This is a genomic window from Streptomyces sp. 1114.5 (assembly GCF_003635085.1).
Lineage (GTDB): Bacteria > Actinomycetota > Actinomycetes > Streptomycetales > Streptomycetaceae > Kitasatospora.
Window position 1 is genome coordinate 4,173,460 of record NZ_RBXE01000001.1, and the last position, 16,152, is coordinate 4,189,611.

Sequence of the window (16,152 nt, forward strand, 5' to 3'; positions counted from 1 at the left end):
GTGGGACAGCGGGTCGGTCGGTCGGCGGGGCGGTGGGTCAGGGAGAACGTACGTCCTCGGGGCGGACCACCTCGGTGATGCCGCGCGCGGCCAGGTGCGCCCGGTCCTCGGCGCGCTCGGCGAGCACGGTGGTCGGGCGGGCCCCGGCCTCGGTGAGGCGCATGAACGCCTCGAACACCGGACCGCCGGGGCCGCAGACCGAGCGCTCGGGGGAGTTCACCTCGTCGCCGGTGGCGACCACCACGGCGGTGCCGCGCGGCTTCGGCGGCTGCCAGCAGCGGCGGGCCTCGGCGGCGGCCTCGGCGAGCCGGATGCCGGCCGGCTTGACCATCCGGTCGGTGGTCAACAGGCCCAGGCCGTATTCGAGTTCGGGGAAGTCGGCGAGCGAGCGGTCCACGTCGTGCGAGCACCACCAGGTGACCCCCCACAGGTCCGGGCAGTCCAGCACCGCCTCGACGGTGGCGCCGGTGAAGCGCGCGGCGTCCCCGGGGGCGATGTGCGGGGCGGGCGCTCCGACCTCCTGCAGCCAGACCGGGCGGGCCGGGTCCTCCGCCCAGGCCTTGGACAGCTCGACCAGGTACGCGGCGTGCTGCGCGGTCGCGGTGGAGCGGGCGCCGTAGCGCTGGGCGGTGCCGTTGAACACCCAGGAGTGCACGGCGGTGGCGGCGCCGATCCGGGCCGAGTGCCAGGGCGTGAACGGGTGCTCGTCCAGGTACCAGGCGGCGTCGTAGGAGGCGTGCAGGTGCAGCCGGCCGGGGGCGCCCGCCTCGCAGGCGGCGAGCATCCGGCGCAGCCAGGCCTCGGCCTCGGCGGGGGTGGCCCGGTCCGGGTCGGGGTGCGGGGCGCCGGAGAACTGGTTGATCTCGTTGCCGAGCGTCATCCCGAGGAAGTTGGGCCGTCCGTTCAGCGCCTCGGCGAGGGTGCGCAGGTAGGCGGCCTGGCCGTCGGCGACCTCGGGGTCGGTGAAGAGGTTGCGCCGGTGCCAGGTCCGGGTCCAGGAGGGCAGGAAGTCGAAGCTCGACAGGTGGCCCTGCAGCCCGTCCACCGCGACGTCCAGCCCGCGTTCGCCGGCCGCGTCCACCAGGGCCGCCAACTGGTCGACGGCGCGCGGGCGGATCAGGGTGCGGTTGGGCTGGAACAGCGGCCAGAGCGGGAAGACCCGCACGTGGTCCAGGCCGAGGGCGGCGATGGAGTCGAGGTCGGCGCGTACGGAGTCGAGGTCGAAGTCGAGCCAGTGGTGGAACCAGCCGACGGTGGGGGTGTAGTTGACGCCGAAACGGGGCGCCTGCGGGGTGCCGGTCATCTTCGGTGGATTCCTCGACGGTGGTGGGGCGTACGGACGGTGGGCCGGGGCCGGACTTCGCCTGGGGCGCGTCACAGGACGCCCCGGGGGCAGGCCTAGCCCTTGACGGCTCCCTGCTCGACGCCCTGGAAGAAGAAGCGCTGGCAGACGCCGAACACCACGACGATCGGGAGAAAGGCGATCATGGTGCCGGCCGCGATCAGCCGGGGGTTGGCGGAGAAGGTGCCGTTGAGGTACTGCAGCCCGACGGTGAGGGTGTACTTCTGCGGGTCGTTGAGCACGATCAGCGGCCAGAGGAAGTCGTCCCAGGCGCCGATGAAGGTGAAGATCACGATCACGCTGAGCATGCCGCGCACGTTCGGCAGGCCGATGTGCCACAGCCGCTGCCAGACGTTGGCGCCGTCCACCAGCGCCGCCTGGTCGAGCTCGGCCGGGACGGCGGCGAAGGCGGTGCGCATCAGCAGCACGTTGAGCATCGCGACCGAGCCCGGCAATGCGACGCCGGCCAGGGTGTCGGCCAGACCGAGGCTGCGCACCAGCACGTACTGGGAGACGATGGTGACCTCGCCGGGCAGGACGAGCGTGGCGAGGAGGAGGCCGAGGAGCAGCTTGGCGCCGCGGAAGCGCAGCCGGGCCAGCGCGTAGCCGGCCAGGGTGCAGCCGACCACGTTGCCGGTGATGCAGACCGCGGCCACGATCACCGAGTTGAGCGCGTAGGTCCACACCGGGACGGTGTCGGCGACCTTGCCGTAGTTGCCGATGGTGGGCTGGTCGGGCAGGAAGGCCGGGGTGCTGGTGTAGACGTCCTCGGCCGGGCCCTTGAGGGAGGTGGACAGCTGCCAGAGGAAGGGGCCGATGACCAGGAGCAGGACGAGCAGCAGGAGCAGGTAGCGGACGGCGGTGTCGGCGGGGGAGGGGGTGTTGAAGCCCCGGGAGCCCTGGGAGCCCCGGGAGCCCCGGGAGCCCCGGGGGCCGTGCACGGCCCTGGTGCGGGCGGTGGACGCGGGAGGGCGGACGCTGGTCGCGGGAGTGCGGCTGGTGGTCACGGGGTCAGGCCGCCTTCCGGTTGAGCCGCATCAGGAACAGCATCGGGCCGAGCGTGACGACGAACAGCAGCAGGCTGAGCGCGGAGGCGTAGCCGAGGTGGCCGTTGAAGCCGCGGCTGTACATCTGGATCAGCATCACCACCGACATGTCCCGCCCGCCGGGGCCGCCCTGGCCGTGTGAGAGCACGTACAGCTCGGAGAAGACGCGCAGCGAACTCACCGAGATCAGCGCGGAGATCAGGACCATGGTCGGCCGGACCCCGGGCAGGGTGACGTGCCGGAACCGGCTCAGCGGCCCGGCACCGTCCACGGCCGCCGCCTCGTGCAGCTCGCGCGGGACGTTGGCGAGGGCGGACAGGTAGATGACCATGTAGTAGCCCAGGCCTTTCCAGACGGTCAGGGCGATCGCGCTGAACAGCAGCAGCCAGCGGCCGGTCAGGAAGGACACCGGGGAGTCGGTCAGCCCGCTCTGCTGGAGCACTCCGTTGACCAGGCCGCGGTCGTCCAGCACCCAGCCCCAGATCAGCGCCACCACGACGGCGGAGGCGATCACCGGGGTGTAGAAGGCGGTGCGGAAGAAGGTGATGCCGGGGATCCTGCGCTGGACGAGCAGGGCGAGCAGCAGCGGCAGGACGGTCAGCAGGGGCAGGCAGACCAGCATGAAGACGATGCTGTTGAGCAGGGCGTCGGCGAGCTGTTCGTCGTCCAGCAGCCGGCCGTAGTTCTCCAGGCCGGTGAACTGCCCACCGCCCAGGGGCTTGGCGTTGGTGAAGGACAGGATCACCGTGTTGACGGCCGGCCAGAGGTTGAAGACGGCCAGCCAGACGATCGCGGGCCCGGCGAGCAGCCAGGGAGTGAACCAACGCCGGTGGGTCATGCGCCTGCCTTCCTGGGCCGGGAGTGGGGCCGGGGGGATGGTGCGGGTGCGGGGCGGGTGCGGGTCGTTCCCGGGAGCGGCGGGTGTGCGGGGCCCGCCGCTGCGCCGGTGCCGGGTGGGGCGGTTGTGTGGGAGCGGGGATCAGCCCCGGGCGCGGGCTCAGCCCTTGAGCAGCTTGTTGCACTGCTCGACGGCGGAGTCCAGCGCCTGCTTGGAGCCGGCGTCGCCGCTCATGGCCAGGGCGATCTGCTGGTTGACGATGGTGCTCATCGCGTCGTCGACCTGGACCGGCTGGATGAGCTTGGCCTCGGCCAGCGACTTGAAGGCGATCACCTTGGCGTCGCCCGCGTTGCCGCCGTCGCTCCTGCTGAAGAACGGGTCGTTCGCCGAAGCCTTGGTGGACGGGAAGATGCTGGTCAGGTGGGCGAAGGCGGCCTGGTTCTCGGCGCTGGTGACCCAGCGGGCGAGGGCGACCGCGGCGGCCGGGTTCCTGGTGCTTCTGGGGATGGACAGGCCCTGGACGTACAGCGGCGGGGTGGCCATCGCGGGGGACGGGACGACCTTCGGGGCGAGCGTCGGGTTGTCGGTGGCGAGGCTGGTGATGTAGTTGGCGCCGGCGGTCGTCCAGGCGACGGTGCCGGCGTTGAAGAGCTTGGAGTTGCCGGCGTAGGTGTTGGTCAGGACGTCGTTCGGCAGCAGGCCCGCTTTGAAGGCGTCGCGGTACTTGTCGAGCAGCGCGGCGGCCTCGGGGGTGTTGAAGGTGAAGCTCTTGCCGTCGTCGGACATGATCTTCACACCGGCGTTGTAGAGGTCGCCGATGCCGGGTTTGCGGCTCATCAAGTAGGCCTTGCCGCCGGACTTCTCCTTCATCACCCGAGCCTGGGCGATCAGTTCGTCCAGGGTGGTCGGAGGCTTCTTCGGGTCCAGGCCGTACTGCGTGAGGAGGTCCGAACTCCAGTAGTTGACATCGGTGTTGAGGTACCAGGGGTAGCCGAAGGTGCCCTGGAGGCCGGCGTAGCGGTAGGCGTCGACGCCGCCGGCGACGTACTCGTCGGCGAGCTTGGGGTCGGCCTTGGCGACGTCCAGCAGGAGGTCCTTCCTGGCGAGCGGGAGGGCGAAGTCGGGCGGGAGGTTGACCACGTCGGGCAGGGTGCCGGCGGCGGCCTGGCTGAGCACCTTGTCGGAGTAGCCCTCGCCGGGCTGGTCGAGCCATTCGACCTCGACGCCGGGGTACTTCTTCTTGAAGCCGTCGATGACGCCCTGCATGTAGGCAGTGAACTTCGGTTTGAGCGCCCAGGTCTGGAGCGAGACCTTGCCCTTGACCTCGCCGGTGGCGGCCGCACTCGCCACACTGTCGCTGTTCCCGGTGTCGCCGGAGCCGAGCCCGCAGCCGGTGAGTGCGGCGGCGGTGAGGGCCGTTGTCGTCAGTGCCGCCCAAATTCTTCGCATGAGGGTCTCCCGGTGGTCCTGGGGTTCTGGGATGGGGTGGGGGGTGTGTTTCAGAACCTGCATAACTAAACCGGTCCAGCTCTGGCAGGGACTATGCTCCGGCCTAAACTTGGCTGTCAAGAGAGGAGTCGGGATCTGTGGGCAGACCGACGATCGCCGACATCGCCCGCCAGGCCGGTGTCTCCAAGGGCGCGGTGTCCTTCGCGCTCAACGGCCGGCCGGGCGTGAGCGAGGCGACCAGGGCCCGGATCCTGCGGGTCGCCGAGGAGATGAACTGGCGCCCGCACAGCGCCGCCCGCGCCCTCGGCGGCGCCAGGGCCGACGCCGTCGGGCTGGTGATCGCCCGCCCGGCCCGCACCATCGGCGTCGAGCCGTTCTTCAGCCAACTGCTCTCCGGGCTCCAGGCGGTGCTCTCGGCGAGCTCCGTCGCGCTGCACCTGATGGTCGTCGAGGACACCGCCGCCGAGATCGAGGTCTACCGCCGCTGGGCCTCCGAGCACCGGGTCGACGGCTTCGTCCTGGTCGACCTGCAGGTCAAGGACCCGCGGCTGCCGGTGCTGGACGAACTCGGGCTGCCCGCCGTCGTCCTGGGCGGGCCCGGCAAGGGCGGCAACCAGCTGCGGATCTGGGCCGACGACCGGGAGGCGATGCTCTCGATCGTCGACTACCTGGCCGCCATCGGGCACCGCCGGATCGCCCACCTCGCCGGGCTGCCGCACTTCCAGCACACCCAGCGGCGGATCCGCGCGCTGCGCGACGCCTCGCGCCGGCTCGGCCTGGAGGAGGCGGTGTCGGTGCCCACCGACTTCAGCGACGCCGAGGGCGCGGCCGCCACCCGCACCCTGCTCTCCCGGGCCCGGCGGCCCACCGCGATCGTGTACGACAGCGACGTGATGGCCGTCGCGGGGCTCGGCGTGGCCGGGGAGATGGGCGTCGCGGTGCCCGGGGAGCTGTCCATCGTCTCCTTCGACGACTCGGTGCTGGCCCGGATCGTCCACCCGCCGCTGACCGCGCTCAGCCGGGACACCTTCGCGCTCGGCGAGCAGGTCGCGCGCAGCCTGCTGGAGGCGCTGGACGAGGCCGGGCCGGGGCGGGACCTGCAGATGCCGACACCGCGGCTGACCGTGCGGGAGTCCACCTCGCCGCCGGGGGGTGGCGGAGCCGGTTCCGTGGCCTGAGCCGCGCGTCCGTCGCGGGTTCCAGCTCCGGTTCCTCCTCCGGAGTGGTTGCTGCGCGAGTCGTTGACAGCGATTCTGAACCGGTTTAGCCTCGCAGCGCCGAGCGGGCCCGCTCGGCGCGCTCTGCTCCGGAATCCTTCGGCCTTCCGGCACGCGTTTCCCGGCACGCGTTTCCTGGCACGCGTTTCCAGCACCGGCACCGCCCGCATGCACCCCGGGCCCCGTACGCGACGGCCGGCCCGCCCCCACCCCCTCCGCGCGATCGGAGCCCCGCATGTCACGACGCCTTCCTCTGCTGCTCAGCGCCGCCTTAACGACGGCGGTGCTGACCGCCACCCCCGCGGCCTGGGCCGCGCCGCCACCGGCCGCGGCTTCCGCGGTGGCGCCGACCGCCGCGGCCGGCCCGGGCAGCCAGCCCTTCGCCTCCTACTGGTACCCCGGCACCATCCTCACCTGGGACCCGGCCACCGACCCGGACGCCCGCTTCAACCGCTCCCGCGTCCCGCTCCAGCCGCGCACCAGCGACCCGGTGCTCAAGGCCAACCCCAACGCCCGTACCGGCGAAGGGAAGGTCGCCTCGCTGGTCTCCTTCGCCCCCACCTCCAACAACCCCTCGCAGGGCTCCGGCGACCCCAACTACTACGCCTTCGGCTACTGGCAGTACGTCGACAAGCTGGTGTTCTGGGGCGGCTCGGCGAGCGAGGGTCTGATCCTCGCCCCCAACCCGACGGTGATCGACGCCGCTCACCGCAACGGCGTCAAGGTCTACGGCACCGTCCTCTTCCCGCCCGCCGCGTACGGCGGCCAGCTCCAGTGGGTGCGCGACTTCGTCCAGAAGTCCGGCAGCCGCTACCCCGTCGCCGACAAGCTCACCCAGGCCGCGCAGTACTACGGTTTCGACGGCTGGTTCATCAACCAGGAGACCGGCGGCGGCGATTCGACCCTCGCCGGCGAGCTGCGCAACCTCATGCAGTACACCAAGGCGCAGAGCGGCACCGAGTTCATGTGGTACGACGCGATGACCACCTCCGGCTCGGTCAACTGGCAGAACGCCCTCACCTCCGCCAACTCGCCCTTCCTGCAGGACGGTTCGAAGCGGACCTCGGACTCGATGTTCCTGAACTTCGACTGGTCGGCCGGCGGCCTGGACTCCTCGCGCACACTCGCCCGCCAACTCGGCCGCAGCGAGTACGAGCTCTACTCCGGCATCGACACCGAGGCCAACGGCTACAACTCCTCGGTGGACTGGAACACCCTCTTCCCGCCCGGCAGCCCGCACACCACCTCGCTGGGCCTCTACCGCCCGGAGTGGACCTGGAAGTCCGCCACCGACCGCGCCGACTTCTACGCCAAGGACGCCCGCTACTGGGTCGGCGCCGCCAACGACCCGTCCCGTACGGATCTTTCGTCGAGCTGGCCCGGCCTGGCCGGCTACGTCGCCGAGTCCTCACCGATCACCGCCAAGCCCTTCGTCACCAACTTCGACACCGGGCAGGGCGACTTCTACAACGCGGCCGGCATCCGGGTCGCCACCGGCGGCTGGAACAACCTCTCGCTCCAGGACGTCCCGCCCACCTACCGTTGGGTGGTCGACTCCGGCGGCAGCAGGCTGACCCCGTCCGTCGACTTCACGGACTCCTACCAGGGCGGCTCCTCGCTGCGGCTCACCGGCACCCTGGACGCCGCCAACACCGTCCGGCTGTACGAGACCAAGCTGCCGGTCGCCGCCACCACCAAGCTGGACCTGGTCGTCAAGACCCCGGCCGCCGGGCCGACCAAGCTCAAGGCCGCCGTCGCCTTCACCGACGCGCCGAACAGCTTCACCACGATCGACGTCGGAGCGGACGCCGGCAGCGGCTGGGAGCGCCACACCCTCGACCTCTCCCCGTACGCGGGCCGCACCATCGCCCAGATCGCACTCCGGGTCGAGGGCTCCGACCCCGCGTACGACCTGCGGGTCGGCCGAATCGCCGTGTACGACGGCGCGGCGGAGACCCCGGCGGCGCCGAGCGGCCTCACCGTGCTCGGCGCGAGCGACGTGACGGCCGGCTCCAGCCAGTCCCTGCGGCTGTCCTGGACGGCGGCGCCCGGCGGCAACGTGCACCACTACGAGGTGTACCGGCGCAACGCCGACGGCAGCCGGACCTTCCTCGGCGCGACGCCCAACGACGCCTACTTCGTCGGCCGCCTCGACCGGGCCGGCGGCGAAGCGGCCACCACGCTGGACGTCGAGGCCGTGTCCACCACCTACGGACGCTCCAACGCGGCCTCGACGAGCGTGGGGTGGAACAGCACGCCGCCGACCTCCGCCAACCTGGCGCTCAACCGGCCGGCCACCGCCTCCGGCCAGTGCAACACCAACGAGGGCCCGGGCAAGGCCGTCAACGGCAGTGTGAGCGGTGGCAACAGCGACAAGTGGTGCACGCTGACCTCCGCCAAGTGGCTTGAGGTGGACCTCGGTTCGGCGAAGCAGCTGTCGAAGTTCGTGGTCAAGCACGCGTCGGCGGGCGGCGAGAGCGCCTCGTACAACACCCGTGACTTCTCCGTCCAGGTCCGGTCCGGCACGAGCGACCCCTGGACGACGGTCGCCACCGTCACCGGCAACACCGCCGGTACCACCACCCATCCGGTGAACACCACCGCCCGCTACGTGCGGCTGGTCGTCACCAAGCCGACCCAGACCACCGATCCGGCCGCCCGCATCTACGAGTTCGAGGCCTGGGGCGTATAGCCCCGCCCTGGTCTTCGGAAGTTCGATCTCCGGAAAGGACCACCCCCGTGCCGGTCACCATCACCGCCGTAGAAAGCACCGACCTGTTCGTCGGCCCCGAGGACGCCCCGCGCCAGCTCCTGCGGGTGACGATCGAGGGCCCGGCCGCCGCCCGGATCACCGTCAGCGGCCCGGGCGTCCGCGGCGAGGCGACCGGCACGGGGCCGGTCGAAGTCCCGCTGGAGATCGCCGCCGAAGCCCGGCCGGGCGACCGGATCCCGGTCACGGTCGGCTGCGAAGACGCCCGTGCGGAAGGGGTGTTGGAGGTTGCCGAACCGGGCTGGACGATGTTCCTGGTCTCGCACTTCCACTACGACCCGGTCTGGTGGAACACCCAGGCTGCCTACACCTCCCCATGGGACCTGCTCGCCGCCGACGCCACCACCCGGCCCCGCTGGGAGCGCAACGGCTTCGCACTCGTCGACGCCCACCTGGACCTCGCCCTGCGGGACCCGGTGTACAAGTTCGTCCTCGCCGAAGTCGACTACCTGAAGCCGTACTTCGACCAGCATCCCGAACGCCGCGCGACCCTGCGGCTGCTGCTGGAGCGGAGGCAGGTCGAACTCGTCGGCGGCACCTACAACGAGCCGAACACCAACCTCACCGGCGCCGAGGCCACCATCCGCAACCTCGTCCACGGCATCGGCTACCAGCGCGACATCCTCGGCGGCGACCCGCAGACCGCCTGGCAGCTCGACGTGTTCGGACACGACCCGCAGTTCCCCGGCCACCTCGCCGCGGCCGGCCTCACCGGCAGCGCCTGGGCCCGCGGCCCGTTCCACCAGTGGGGCCCGATCCAGAAGAACTTCCGCGAGGCCGAGGACGACGCCCGGGTGATGCAGTTCCCGAGCGAGTTCGAGTGGATCGCCCCCGGCGGCGAGGGCGTGCTCACCCACTACATGCCGCACCACTACTCGGCCGGCTGGTGGATGGACTCCTCGCCCGATCTCGCCACCGCCGAGCAGGCCGTCTACGCGCTGTACCGCAAGCTCAAGCCCGTCGGCGCCACGAAGAACCTGCTGCTGCCCGTCGGGACGGACTACACCCCGCCGAACAAGTGGGTCACCGAGATCCACCGCTCCTGGCCGGCCAAGTACCTCTGGCCCCGGTTCGTCTGCGCCACCCCGCGCGACTTCCTCGACGCCGTCCGCGCCGAACTCGCCTCGACGGGACGGCGACCCAGCCCCCAGACCCGCGACATGAACCCGGTCTACACCGGCAAGGACGTCTCCTACATCGACACCAAGCAGGCCCAACGGGCCGGCGAGGTCGCGGCGGTGGACGCCGAGAAGCTCGCCACCCTCGCCGCCGTCCACGGACTCGGCCGCTACCCGAGCGCGGCGCTGGACAAGGTCTGGCGCCACCTCGCCTACGGCGCCCACCACGACGCCATCACCGGCTCCGAGTCGGACCAGGTGTACCTGGACCTGCTGGGCGGCTGGCGGGAGGCGTACGACCTGGCCGCCGCCGTCCGGGACGCTTCGCTGGACGCGCTCACGGCGCGGATCTCCACGGTGGGGGAGGGGGCGGCCGTCGTGGTCACCAACACGCTCTCCTTCGACCGGAGTGACCTGGTGACGGTCGAACTCCCTGCCGGTGTACGGTCGGTGAGGGTCGTGGACGATGTAGGTGCGGCCGTACCGAGCGCCGTCGACCGGGGGACGCTGCGGTTCCTCGCTTCCTCCGTGCCGGCGCTCGGCTGGCGCACCTGGCGCCTGGTGGACGGCGACGCGGAGCAGCCCTGGACGGCGGTGGAGGGCGTCTGCATCACCAACCAGCGGTACCGGGTCACCGCCGACCCGGCGCGCGGCGGCGGGCTCTGCTCCGTCTACGACCTCCGGTGCGAGCGGGAGTTGATCCAGGACGGCCGGATCGGCAACGAACTGCGGGTGTACGAGGAGTACCCGCAGCACCCCGACTTCGGCGAGGGCCCCTGGCACCTGGTGCCGAGCGGCCCGGTCGTCGGCTCCGGCGATTCCGGGGCCCCGGCTGCATCCGTCCGCCGGGAGACCGGGCCGCTCGGCGAGCGCCTGGTGATCGAGGGGACGGTCGACTCCGTCCGGTACGCGCAGACCGTGACGCTGTGGCGCGGCCTCGACCGGGTGGACTGCCGCACCCGGGTCCTGGACCACTCCGGCGCCGACCGGCTGCTACGGCTGCGCTTCCCGGTCGACGTCCCCGGCGGCCTGCCGGTGAGCGAGGTCGCGGGCGCGGTCATCGGGCGCGGCTTCGCGATGCCCGAGGTGGACTCGGCGGAGGCGCCGTGGACGCTGGACAATCCGGCCCACACCTGGTTCGGGGTGGGCGCCACGGCGCGGGCCGTGCTGACCGACACGACCGGGACGGTGATCGGCTCGCGCGCCCTCGGCGTGGCGGAAGTCGTCGTCCCGACCCTGGACGAAGCCGCCGACGCCCGCCCGCTGGTGGTCGCCCTCGCCCGGGTCGGGGTCACCGCCACGACCTCGGCGGCGGACTGGGCCCGGTACGGCTGGCTGGCGGTGGACTCCAACCTGCCGGACTTCCGGATCGTCGTCGGTGCGCCCGAAGTCAACGACGTGGCACGGGAGTTGATCGAGCAGGCGGGCGAGGAGTGCGCGGCCGTGCTCAAGGCGCACGGCGCGGTGTGGGTGCCGGCGCTGACCCCGCTCGCCGAGGTCTGGCGGCCGGATGCCGACCTGCGCGACCTGCGGTCGCTGCCCGCGCTGATCGTGTCCGACCCCTCCTCGCTGGTCGACGACCTCGCCGACGCCCGGATCACCGTCGTCTGCCCCTCCGTCGTCCGCCCGTCCGCTGTCGACGACCAACTCGCCGACCACACCGTGGCCTTGCTCAGCTTCGGCCTGCCCGGCTTCGCGGTGGACACCACCGGCGCCCTGCACCTGTCGCTGATGCGGTCCTGCACCGGCTGGCCGTCCGGCGTCTGGATCGACCCGCCCCGGCGCACCCTGCCCGACGCTACCTCCTTCCAACTCCAGCACTGGACCCATGAGTTCAGCTACGCACTGGTGGGCGGTGAGGGCGACTGGCGGGACCAGACCCTGCCCGCGCAGGGCCAGGAGTTCAACCACCCGCTGTACGCGCGGATCACCTCGGCCCAGGACGGCCCACTCCCGGCCACCCTCTCCTGGCTGCGGGTCGAGCCGCAGCGCGAGGTGCTGCTCGGCGCCCTCAAACCGGCCGGAAACCCGATCGCACGGGGCTCGGCGGCCCCGGCCGGGTGTGACGGCAGGGGCGACCTCACCGTGCGCCTGGTCGAGTCCACGGGCCTCGGGCGGACGGCACAGCTCGGCGGCGCTCTGGGCCTGGGTGACCTGCGCTCCGCCGACCTGCTGGAACACCCGTACGGTCCAGCCGACTTGAACCTCCCCGGCTCCCGGATCGCCACCCTGCTCGCCGCGCCCAGCGTCACGGCACCGGCCGACGGACCGACGCTCGGACCGACCGCCGAACCCGCCCAGCCGGTCCATGCCCGCTACTGGCTGCACAACCGGGGCCCGGCACCGCTCGGCTACCTTCCGGTGTCCGTCGGGGCCTCGCCCGGGCTGCTGCGGACGGCGGGGGAGGCGGTGACGCTCTCCGTCGCCCTCTCCTCGCAGCTGCAGGACGCAGCCGTCGAGGGCACGGCCACCGTACTGCCGCCCGAGGGCTGGGCCACCAGCCTCGGCAGCCGCCCGTACCGGCTCGCACCCGCTGGGCACCTGCGCTTCCCGGTCACCCTCACCCCGCCGGCCGACGCCCAGCCCGGGCTGCACTTCGCCGCCGTCCGGATCGAACACGGCGGCCAGCAGATCGAGGACGTGGTCACGATCGCCGTCGGCGACCTGCCCGACCTGCTGCCCCTCCCCGGGGACGCCCCCGAGGACTGGACGGCCGCCCAGGGCACCAAGGCCACCACCGGACGTGCCACCGGCCTGGACGTCACCGTCTCCACCGAGACCGTCCGCGTCACCCCCGGCGGCCGATCCGTGCTGAGCCTCACCCTCACCAACCGCACCCGCGGCGAGATCCGCGGCGAGCTGCAACTGGTCTCGCCCTGGGGCACCTGGGAGGCTGTCGCCGACCCGGTCCGCGGCTTCACCGTTCCGGCCGGCTCCTCCACGGTGGTCGACTTCACGGTGTCCGCCGCCGAATCCGCAGAGCCCGGCTCGTTCTGGGCCCTCGCCAAGGTGATGTGGTTCGGCCGCTGCCAGTACGCCCCGACGGTGGCCCTGGTGGTGGAGGCATGACGGCCGTCCTCGGCCTGCTCGACGGCTACCCCCTCCCGCCCAGTGCCCCACCCGACGACCACGACCGCCACTGAGGCGCCGACGGTTTCAGCGGGCGGCGGCTGGCGGGTGCGCGGACGGCGGCGGGTGGCGGGTGGGCGGCCGCGGGTGGGGTCGTCAGCGGTGGGGGAGGGGGAAGCCGGCGGCACGGAGTTTGGCCTCGGTGAGGGCGGTGAGGCGGGCGGAGATGGGTGCCTGGGCTTCGCGGTGGTTGTTGATCAGTCGGTATTGGGCGGCGGCCCTGCTCCAGGCGCGGAGGCTGGCGGGGTTGCCGAGGAGGGCGGGGTTGGCGAGGTAGTGGTCGGCCATGGCGGTGGCGAGTTCTTCGATCCGCGGGTCGTCCGGTTCCCAGGACTCGGCTTCCCAGCCGCGTTTGGTCAGTTCGACGGACTCGGGGTCGTCGAGACGGTGTTCGAGTTGGGTGAGGAAGCCGTCGAAGCCCTCCGGTACGAGCGCCCGGGCGAGGACCAGGGCTTCGCGTTGGGCGGCCACGTAGTCGGGGCCGAAGCCGAGGCCGGGCATGCGTTCCAGGATGGTGCAGGCGCGGTCGGGCAGGAGGGCGCGGTCGCCGGCGGCGAGGCGGTGCAGGGTGTCGCGGCGTGCGGTGAGGTCGGCGATCCGTTCGGTGAGGCGCCGTTCGACGTCGGCGAGGGTGGCGGCGAAGTCGTCCGCGTCGGCGTCGAGGAGGGGCCCGATCTCGGCGAGTGGCACCCCGGCGGCGGCCAGCGTCCGGACCTGGACCAGCCGGAGCAACTCCTCCGAGCCGTACCGGCGGTAGCCGGAGCCGTCGCGCTCCGGTTCGGCGACCAGCCCGTGCCGGTGGTAGTGCCGCACCGTCTTCACCGTGACGCCGACGAACGCCGCCGCCTGTCCTATCGTGACTCCGTTGATCATCCGTTCAGCCTGCCTCGTGTTCGGCCGGTCCGCCACGGAAGACCTCGTTGACGAGGCGCTGCTGGGCCTGCTGGAACGCCGCGGCTATGGACACGTCGGGGTCGTCCACGTAGTTCAGCCCGGCGGTGAGGGTGGTGCGGCCGTCGGGCGTGCTGTACATCAGCGCGGCCGAGCCGATGGTGGCGCCGTTGTGGTGGAAGAGGGTGCCGCCTGCGCCCGTGTCCTGGACGAACACGCCCAGGCCGTAGCCGGCCTTCGCCTCCGGGGTGCGCATCTCCGCCAGCAGCCCGGCGGGCAGCAGCCTGCCGCCCATCAGGGCGGAGAAGTACGTGTGCAGGTCCCGGGTGGTGGAGATCATGTCGCCGCCGCCCGACACCCAGGAGGGGTTGTGACGGGTGATGTCGATCGTCCTCTGCTGCCCGGCGTCCTCGTAGCGGTAGTAGCCGTGGTGGTGCGGCTCGGGGAGCTCCGGGGAGGTGCCCGGCGCCACCGTGCCGGTCATGCCCAGCGGTCGCAGGACCAGCCGCCGGAACTCCTCGGCGAACGGACGGCCGGTGACGCTCTCGACCACCAGGCGGGCCAGCACGTAGTTGGTGTTGGCGTAGCTCCAGTCCGTCCCCGGCGCGAACCGCGGCGGCTTGGACAGCGACAGCCGCACCAGCTCCTCCGCCGGGTAGGAGCGGAACCGACCGTCCACCCACTCCTTGCCCCGCCAGGCGACCCCGGGCTCGAAGGTCCCGTCCGCGCCGAGCTCGCCGGTGTGGTTGAAGATGCCGCTGGTGTGCTGCAGCAGCATCCGCACGGTGATCCGCCGGTCCAGCCCGAACCCGGGCAGGTAGCCGTCGACGGGGGCATCGAGGCCGATCCTGCCCTCGGCCACCAGCAGGAGCACCGTGGTCGCGACGAAGCTCTTGGTGATGCTGCCGACCCGGAAGTGTCCCTCGGTCAACGGCGCGGAGGTCCCGCCCAGTTCGCGCACCCCGGCTCCGCCGACCCACTCGCCCCGCTCGTCATTCACCCGCAGCTGCACGCCGAGGAACCCCGACGCGACGATCTCCTCCATCGCCTGCCGCAGCTCCGGACGGTGCTGCCCCTGCACGGAAAGGGTGACGGTCATGATTGCTCCTCCAGGTGGGACGGTCCCGACTCGCTGTCGGGCCGTTGCGAGGAGCTTTCACCCTGACCCAGGGTCAACCTCAACTGTGTCCCGGCTCACAGCACCCGACCCCGACGGGGACCGGCACTGATCGGAACGGCCCGGCACTGATCGGTGCTGACCGGGCCTGCCACGGCCGGGGTGGAACTCCGGTCAGATCGAGGCGGTCGGGGAGCGGAAGGCACGGCGGTAGTCGGTGGGGGTGACGCCGACGCGGGCGGTGAAGTGGCGGCGGAGGTTGGTGGCGCTGCCCAGGCCGCTGCGTTCGCCGATCTGTTCCACGGGCAGGTCGGTGGCTTCGAGGAGGGACTGGGCGCGGGCGAGGCGCTGGTTGAGGAGCCACTGGAGCGGGGTGGTGCCGGTGGCGGCCTGGAGGCGGCGGAAGAAGGTGCGTGGACTCATCCTGGCCCGGCGGGCCAACTCGTCGGTGGTGATGGGGCGGTCGAGGTTCTCGGTGGCCCAGGAGAGGACGGGGGAGAGGCTGTCGTCGTCGGCCACGGGGATGGCGAGGTCGACGAACTGGGCCTGTCCGCCCGGGCGGTGGGCGGGCACCACCAGCTTGCGGGCCAGCTGGTTGGCCACGTGGGCGCCGAGGTCGCGCCGGACGAGGTGCAGGCAGAGGTCGAGCCCGGCGGCGACGCCGGCGCTGGTGAGCACGTCGCCGTCGTCGACGTAGAGCACGCCGTCGTCCACGGTGACGGCAGGGTAGCGGCGGGCCAGGTCGGCGGTGTGCGACCAGTGCGCGGTGGCCCGTCGGCCGTCCAGCAGGCCGGCGGCCGCGAGCGCGAAGGCGCCGGTGCACAGGGACACCATCCGTGCGCCGGCCTGGGCGGCGCGACGGAGTTCGGCCACCAGCGCGGGCGGCACCTCGCGTTCGCCGGTCACACAGGTGTCCGGGACGGAGGTGACGATCACGGTGTCGGCCCCGGCGAGCGCGTCCCAGCCGTACTCGGCGCGCAGCGAGAAGCCGAAGCCGCCGGGGGCCCGGGGCGGGGCCGGGGCGTCCGGGGTCTCGGCGCACAGTCGCAGTTCGTACCAGCGGTCGGCGAGCTCGGGCTGCGGGATGCCGAAGACCGCGCAGGCCATGCCGAGTTCGTACAGGTCCCAGAGCGGGAGCTCGGCATGGTCGAGGACGGCGACGGCCACGGTGCCGGGACCAGTGGCGGGGCCGAAGCCGGGACCAGCGGTGGGACCGGTGGTGGGAACGGACATGG

Annotated in this window: 10 protein-coding genes; 3 read left to right on the forward strand and 7 right to left on the reverse strand. The window is 72.2% G+C overall.

Annotated elements, in window-relative coordinates; all coding sequences use genetic code 11:
• Window positions 1–37: 37 nt before the first annotated feature.
• The 4 genes from BX285_RS18730 to BX285_RS18745 form a co-directional block, all read right to left on the reverse strand.
• On the reverse strand, window positions 38–1,303 hold the full coding sequence (locus BX285_RS18730) for a glycosyl hydrolase (RefSeq protein WP_097239033.1): 1,266 nt from the start codon (window positions 1,301–1,303) through the stop codon (window positions 38–40).
• Window positions 1,304–1,398: 95 nt separating this feature from the next.
• Complete coding sequence (locus tag BX285_RS18735) at window positions 1,399–2,349, reverse strand: carbohydrate ABC transporter permease (RefSeq protein ID WP_257032896.1); 951 nt, start codon at window positions 2,347–2,349, stop codon at window positions 1,399–1,401.
• Window positions 2,350–2,353: 4 nt separating this feature from the next.
• Window positions 2,354–3,226 (reverse strand): carbohydrate ABC transporter permease, encoded by an 873-nt coding sequence (locus tag BX285_RS18740; protein WP_097239034.1) that lies wholly within the window; start codon window positions 3,224–3,226, stop codon window positions 2,354–2,356.
• Between the two features lie 159 nt (window positions 3,227–3,385).
• A complete protein-coding gene (locus BX285_RS18745; protein ID WP_121175802.1) occupies window positions 3,386–4,675 on the reverse strand; it encodes an ABC transporter substrate-binding protein in 1,290 nt (429 codons plus the stop codon).
• Between the two features lie 137 nt (window positions 4,676–4,812).
• Between BX285_RS18745 and BX285_RS18750 the strand changes: the two genes are divergently transcribed.
• The 3 genes from BX285_RS18750 to BX285_RS18760 all read left to right on the forward strand — a co-directional run bounded on the left by BX285_RS18750 (window position 4,813) and on the right by BX285_RS18760 (window position 12,849).
• On the forward strand, window positions 4,813–5,853 hold the full coding sequence (locus BX285_RS18750) for a LacI family DNA-binding transcriptional regulator (RefSeq protein ID WP_097239036.1): 1,041 nt from the start codon (window positions 4,813–4,815) through the stop codon (window positions 5,851–5,853).
• Between the two features lie 274 nt (window positions 5,854–6,127).
• Window positions 6,128–8,584, forward strand: coding sequence for an endo-beta-N-acetylglucosaminidase (locus tag BX285_RS18755; RefSeq protein WP_121175804.1), 2,457 nt, complete (start codon window positions 6,128–6,130; stop codon window positions 8,582–8,584).
• Window positions 8,585–8,631: 47 nt separating this feature from the next.
• A complete protein-coding gene (locus tag BX285_RS18760) occupies window positions 8,632–12,849 on the forward strand; it encodes a glycoside hydrolase family 38 C-terminal domain-containing protein (protein WP_121175807.1) in 4,218 nt (1,405 codons plus the stop codon).
• Between the two features lie 156 nt (window positions 12,850–13,005).
• On the opposite strand, the gene BX285_RS18765 is transcribed toward BX285_RS18760, so the two are convergent.
• The 3 genes from BX285_RS18765 to BX285_RS18775 form a co-directional block, all read right to left on the reverse strand.
• A complete protein-coding gene (locus BX285_RS18765) occupies window positions 13,006–13,782 on the reverse strand; it encodes a MerR family transcriptional regulator (RefSeq protein ID WP_121177645.1) in 777 nt (258 codons plus the stop codon).
• Between the two features lie 4 nt (window positions 13,783–13,786).
• Window positions 13,787–14,899 carry a serine hydrolase gene (locus BX285_RS18770; protein ID WP_121175808.1) on the reverse strand — a complete coding sequence of 371 codons (1,113 nt, stop codon included), beginning with the start codon at window positions 14,897–14,899 and terminating at the stop codon, window positions 13,787–13,789.
• Window positions 14,900–15,091: 192 nt separating this feature from the next.
• The gene (locus BX285_RS18775) at window positions 15,092–16,150 is read right to left on the reverse strand and encodes a GlxA family transcriptional regulator (RefSeq protein WP_121175810.1); all 1,059 of its coding nucleotides are present in this window, start codon (window positions 16,148–16,150) and stop codon (window positions 15,092–15,094) included.
• Window positions 16,151–16,152: the final 2 nt, after the last annotated feature.

Excerpts from the sequence above, each read along its gene's own strand:
- BX285_RS18775 (WP_121175810.1), bottom strand. The coding sequence starts at position 16,150 with ATGTCCGTTCCCACCACCGGTCCCACCGCTGGTCCCGGCTTCGGCCCC.
- BX285_RS18770 (WP_121175808.1), bottom strand. The coding sequence starts at position 14,899 with ATGACCGTCACCCTTTCCGTGCAGGGGCAGCACCGTCCGGAGCTGCGG.
- BX285_RS18740 (WP_097239034.1), bottom strand. The coding sequence starts at position 3,226 with ATGACCCACCGGCGTTGGTTCACTCCCTGGCTGCTCGCCGGGCCCGCG.
- BX285_RS18745 (WP_121175802.1), bottom strand. The coding sequence starts at position 4,675 with ATGCGAAGAATTTGGGCGGCACTGACGACAACGGCCCTCACCGCCGCC.
- BX285_RS18755 (WP_121175804.1), top strand. The coding sequence starts at position 6,128 with ATGTCACGACGCCTTCCTCTGCTGCTCAGCGCCGCCTTAACGACGGCG.
- BX285_RS18765 (WP_121177645.1), bottom strand. The coding sequence starts at position 13,782 with ATGATCAACGGAGTCACGATAGGACAGGCGGCGGCGTTCGTCGGCGTC.
- BX285_RS18730 (WP_097239033.1), bottom strand. The coding sequence starts at position 1,303 with ATGACCGGCACCCCGCAGGCGCCCCGTTTCGGCGTCAACTACACCCCC.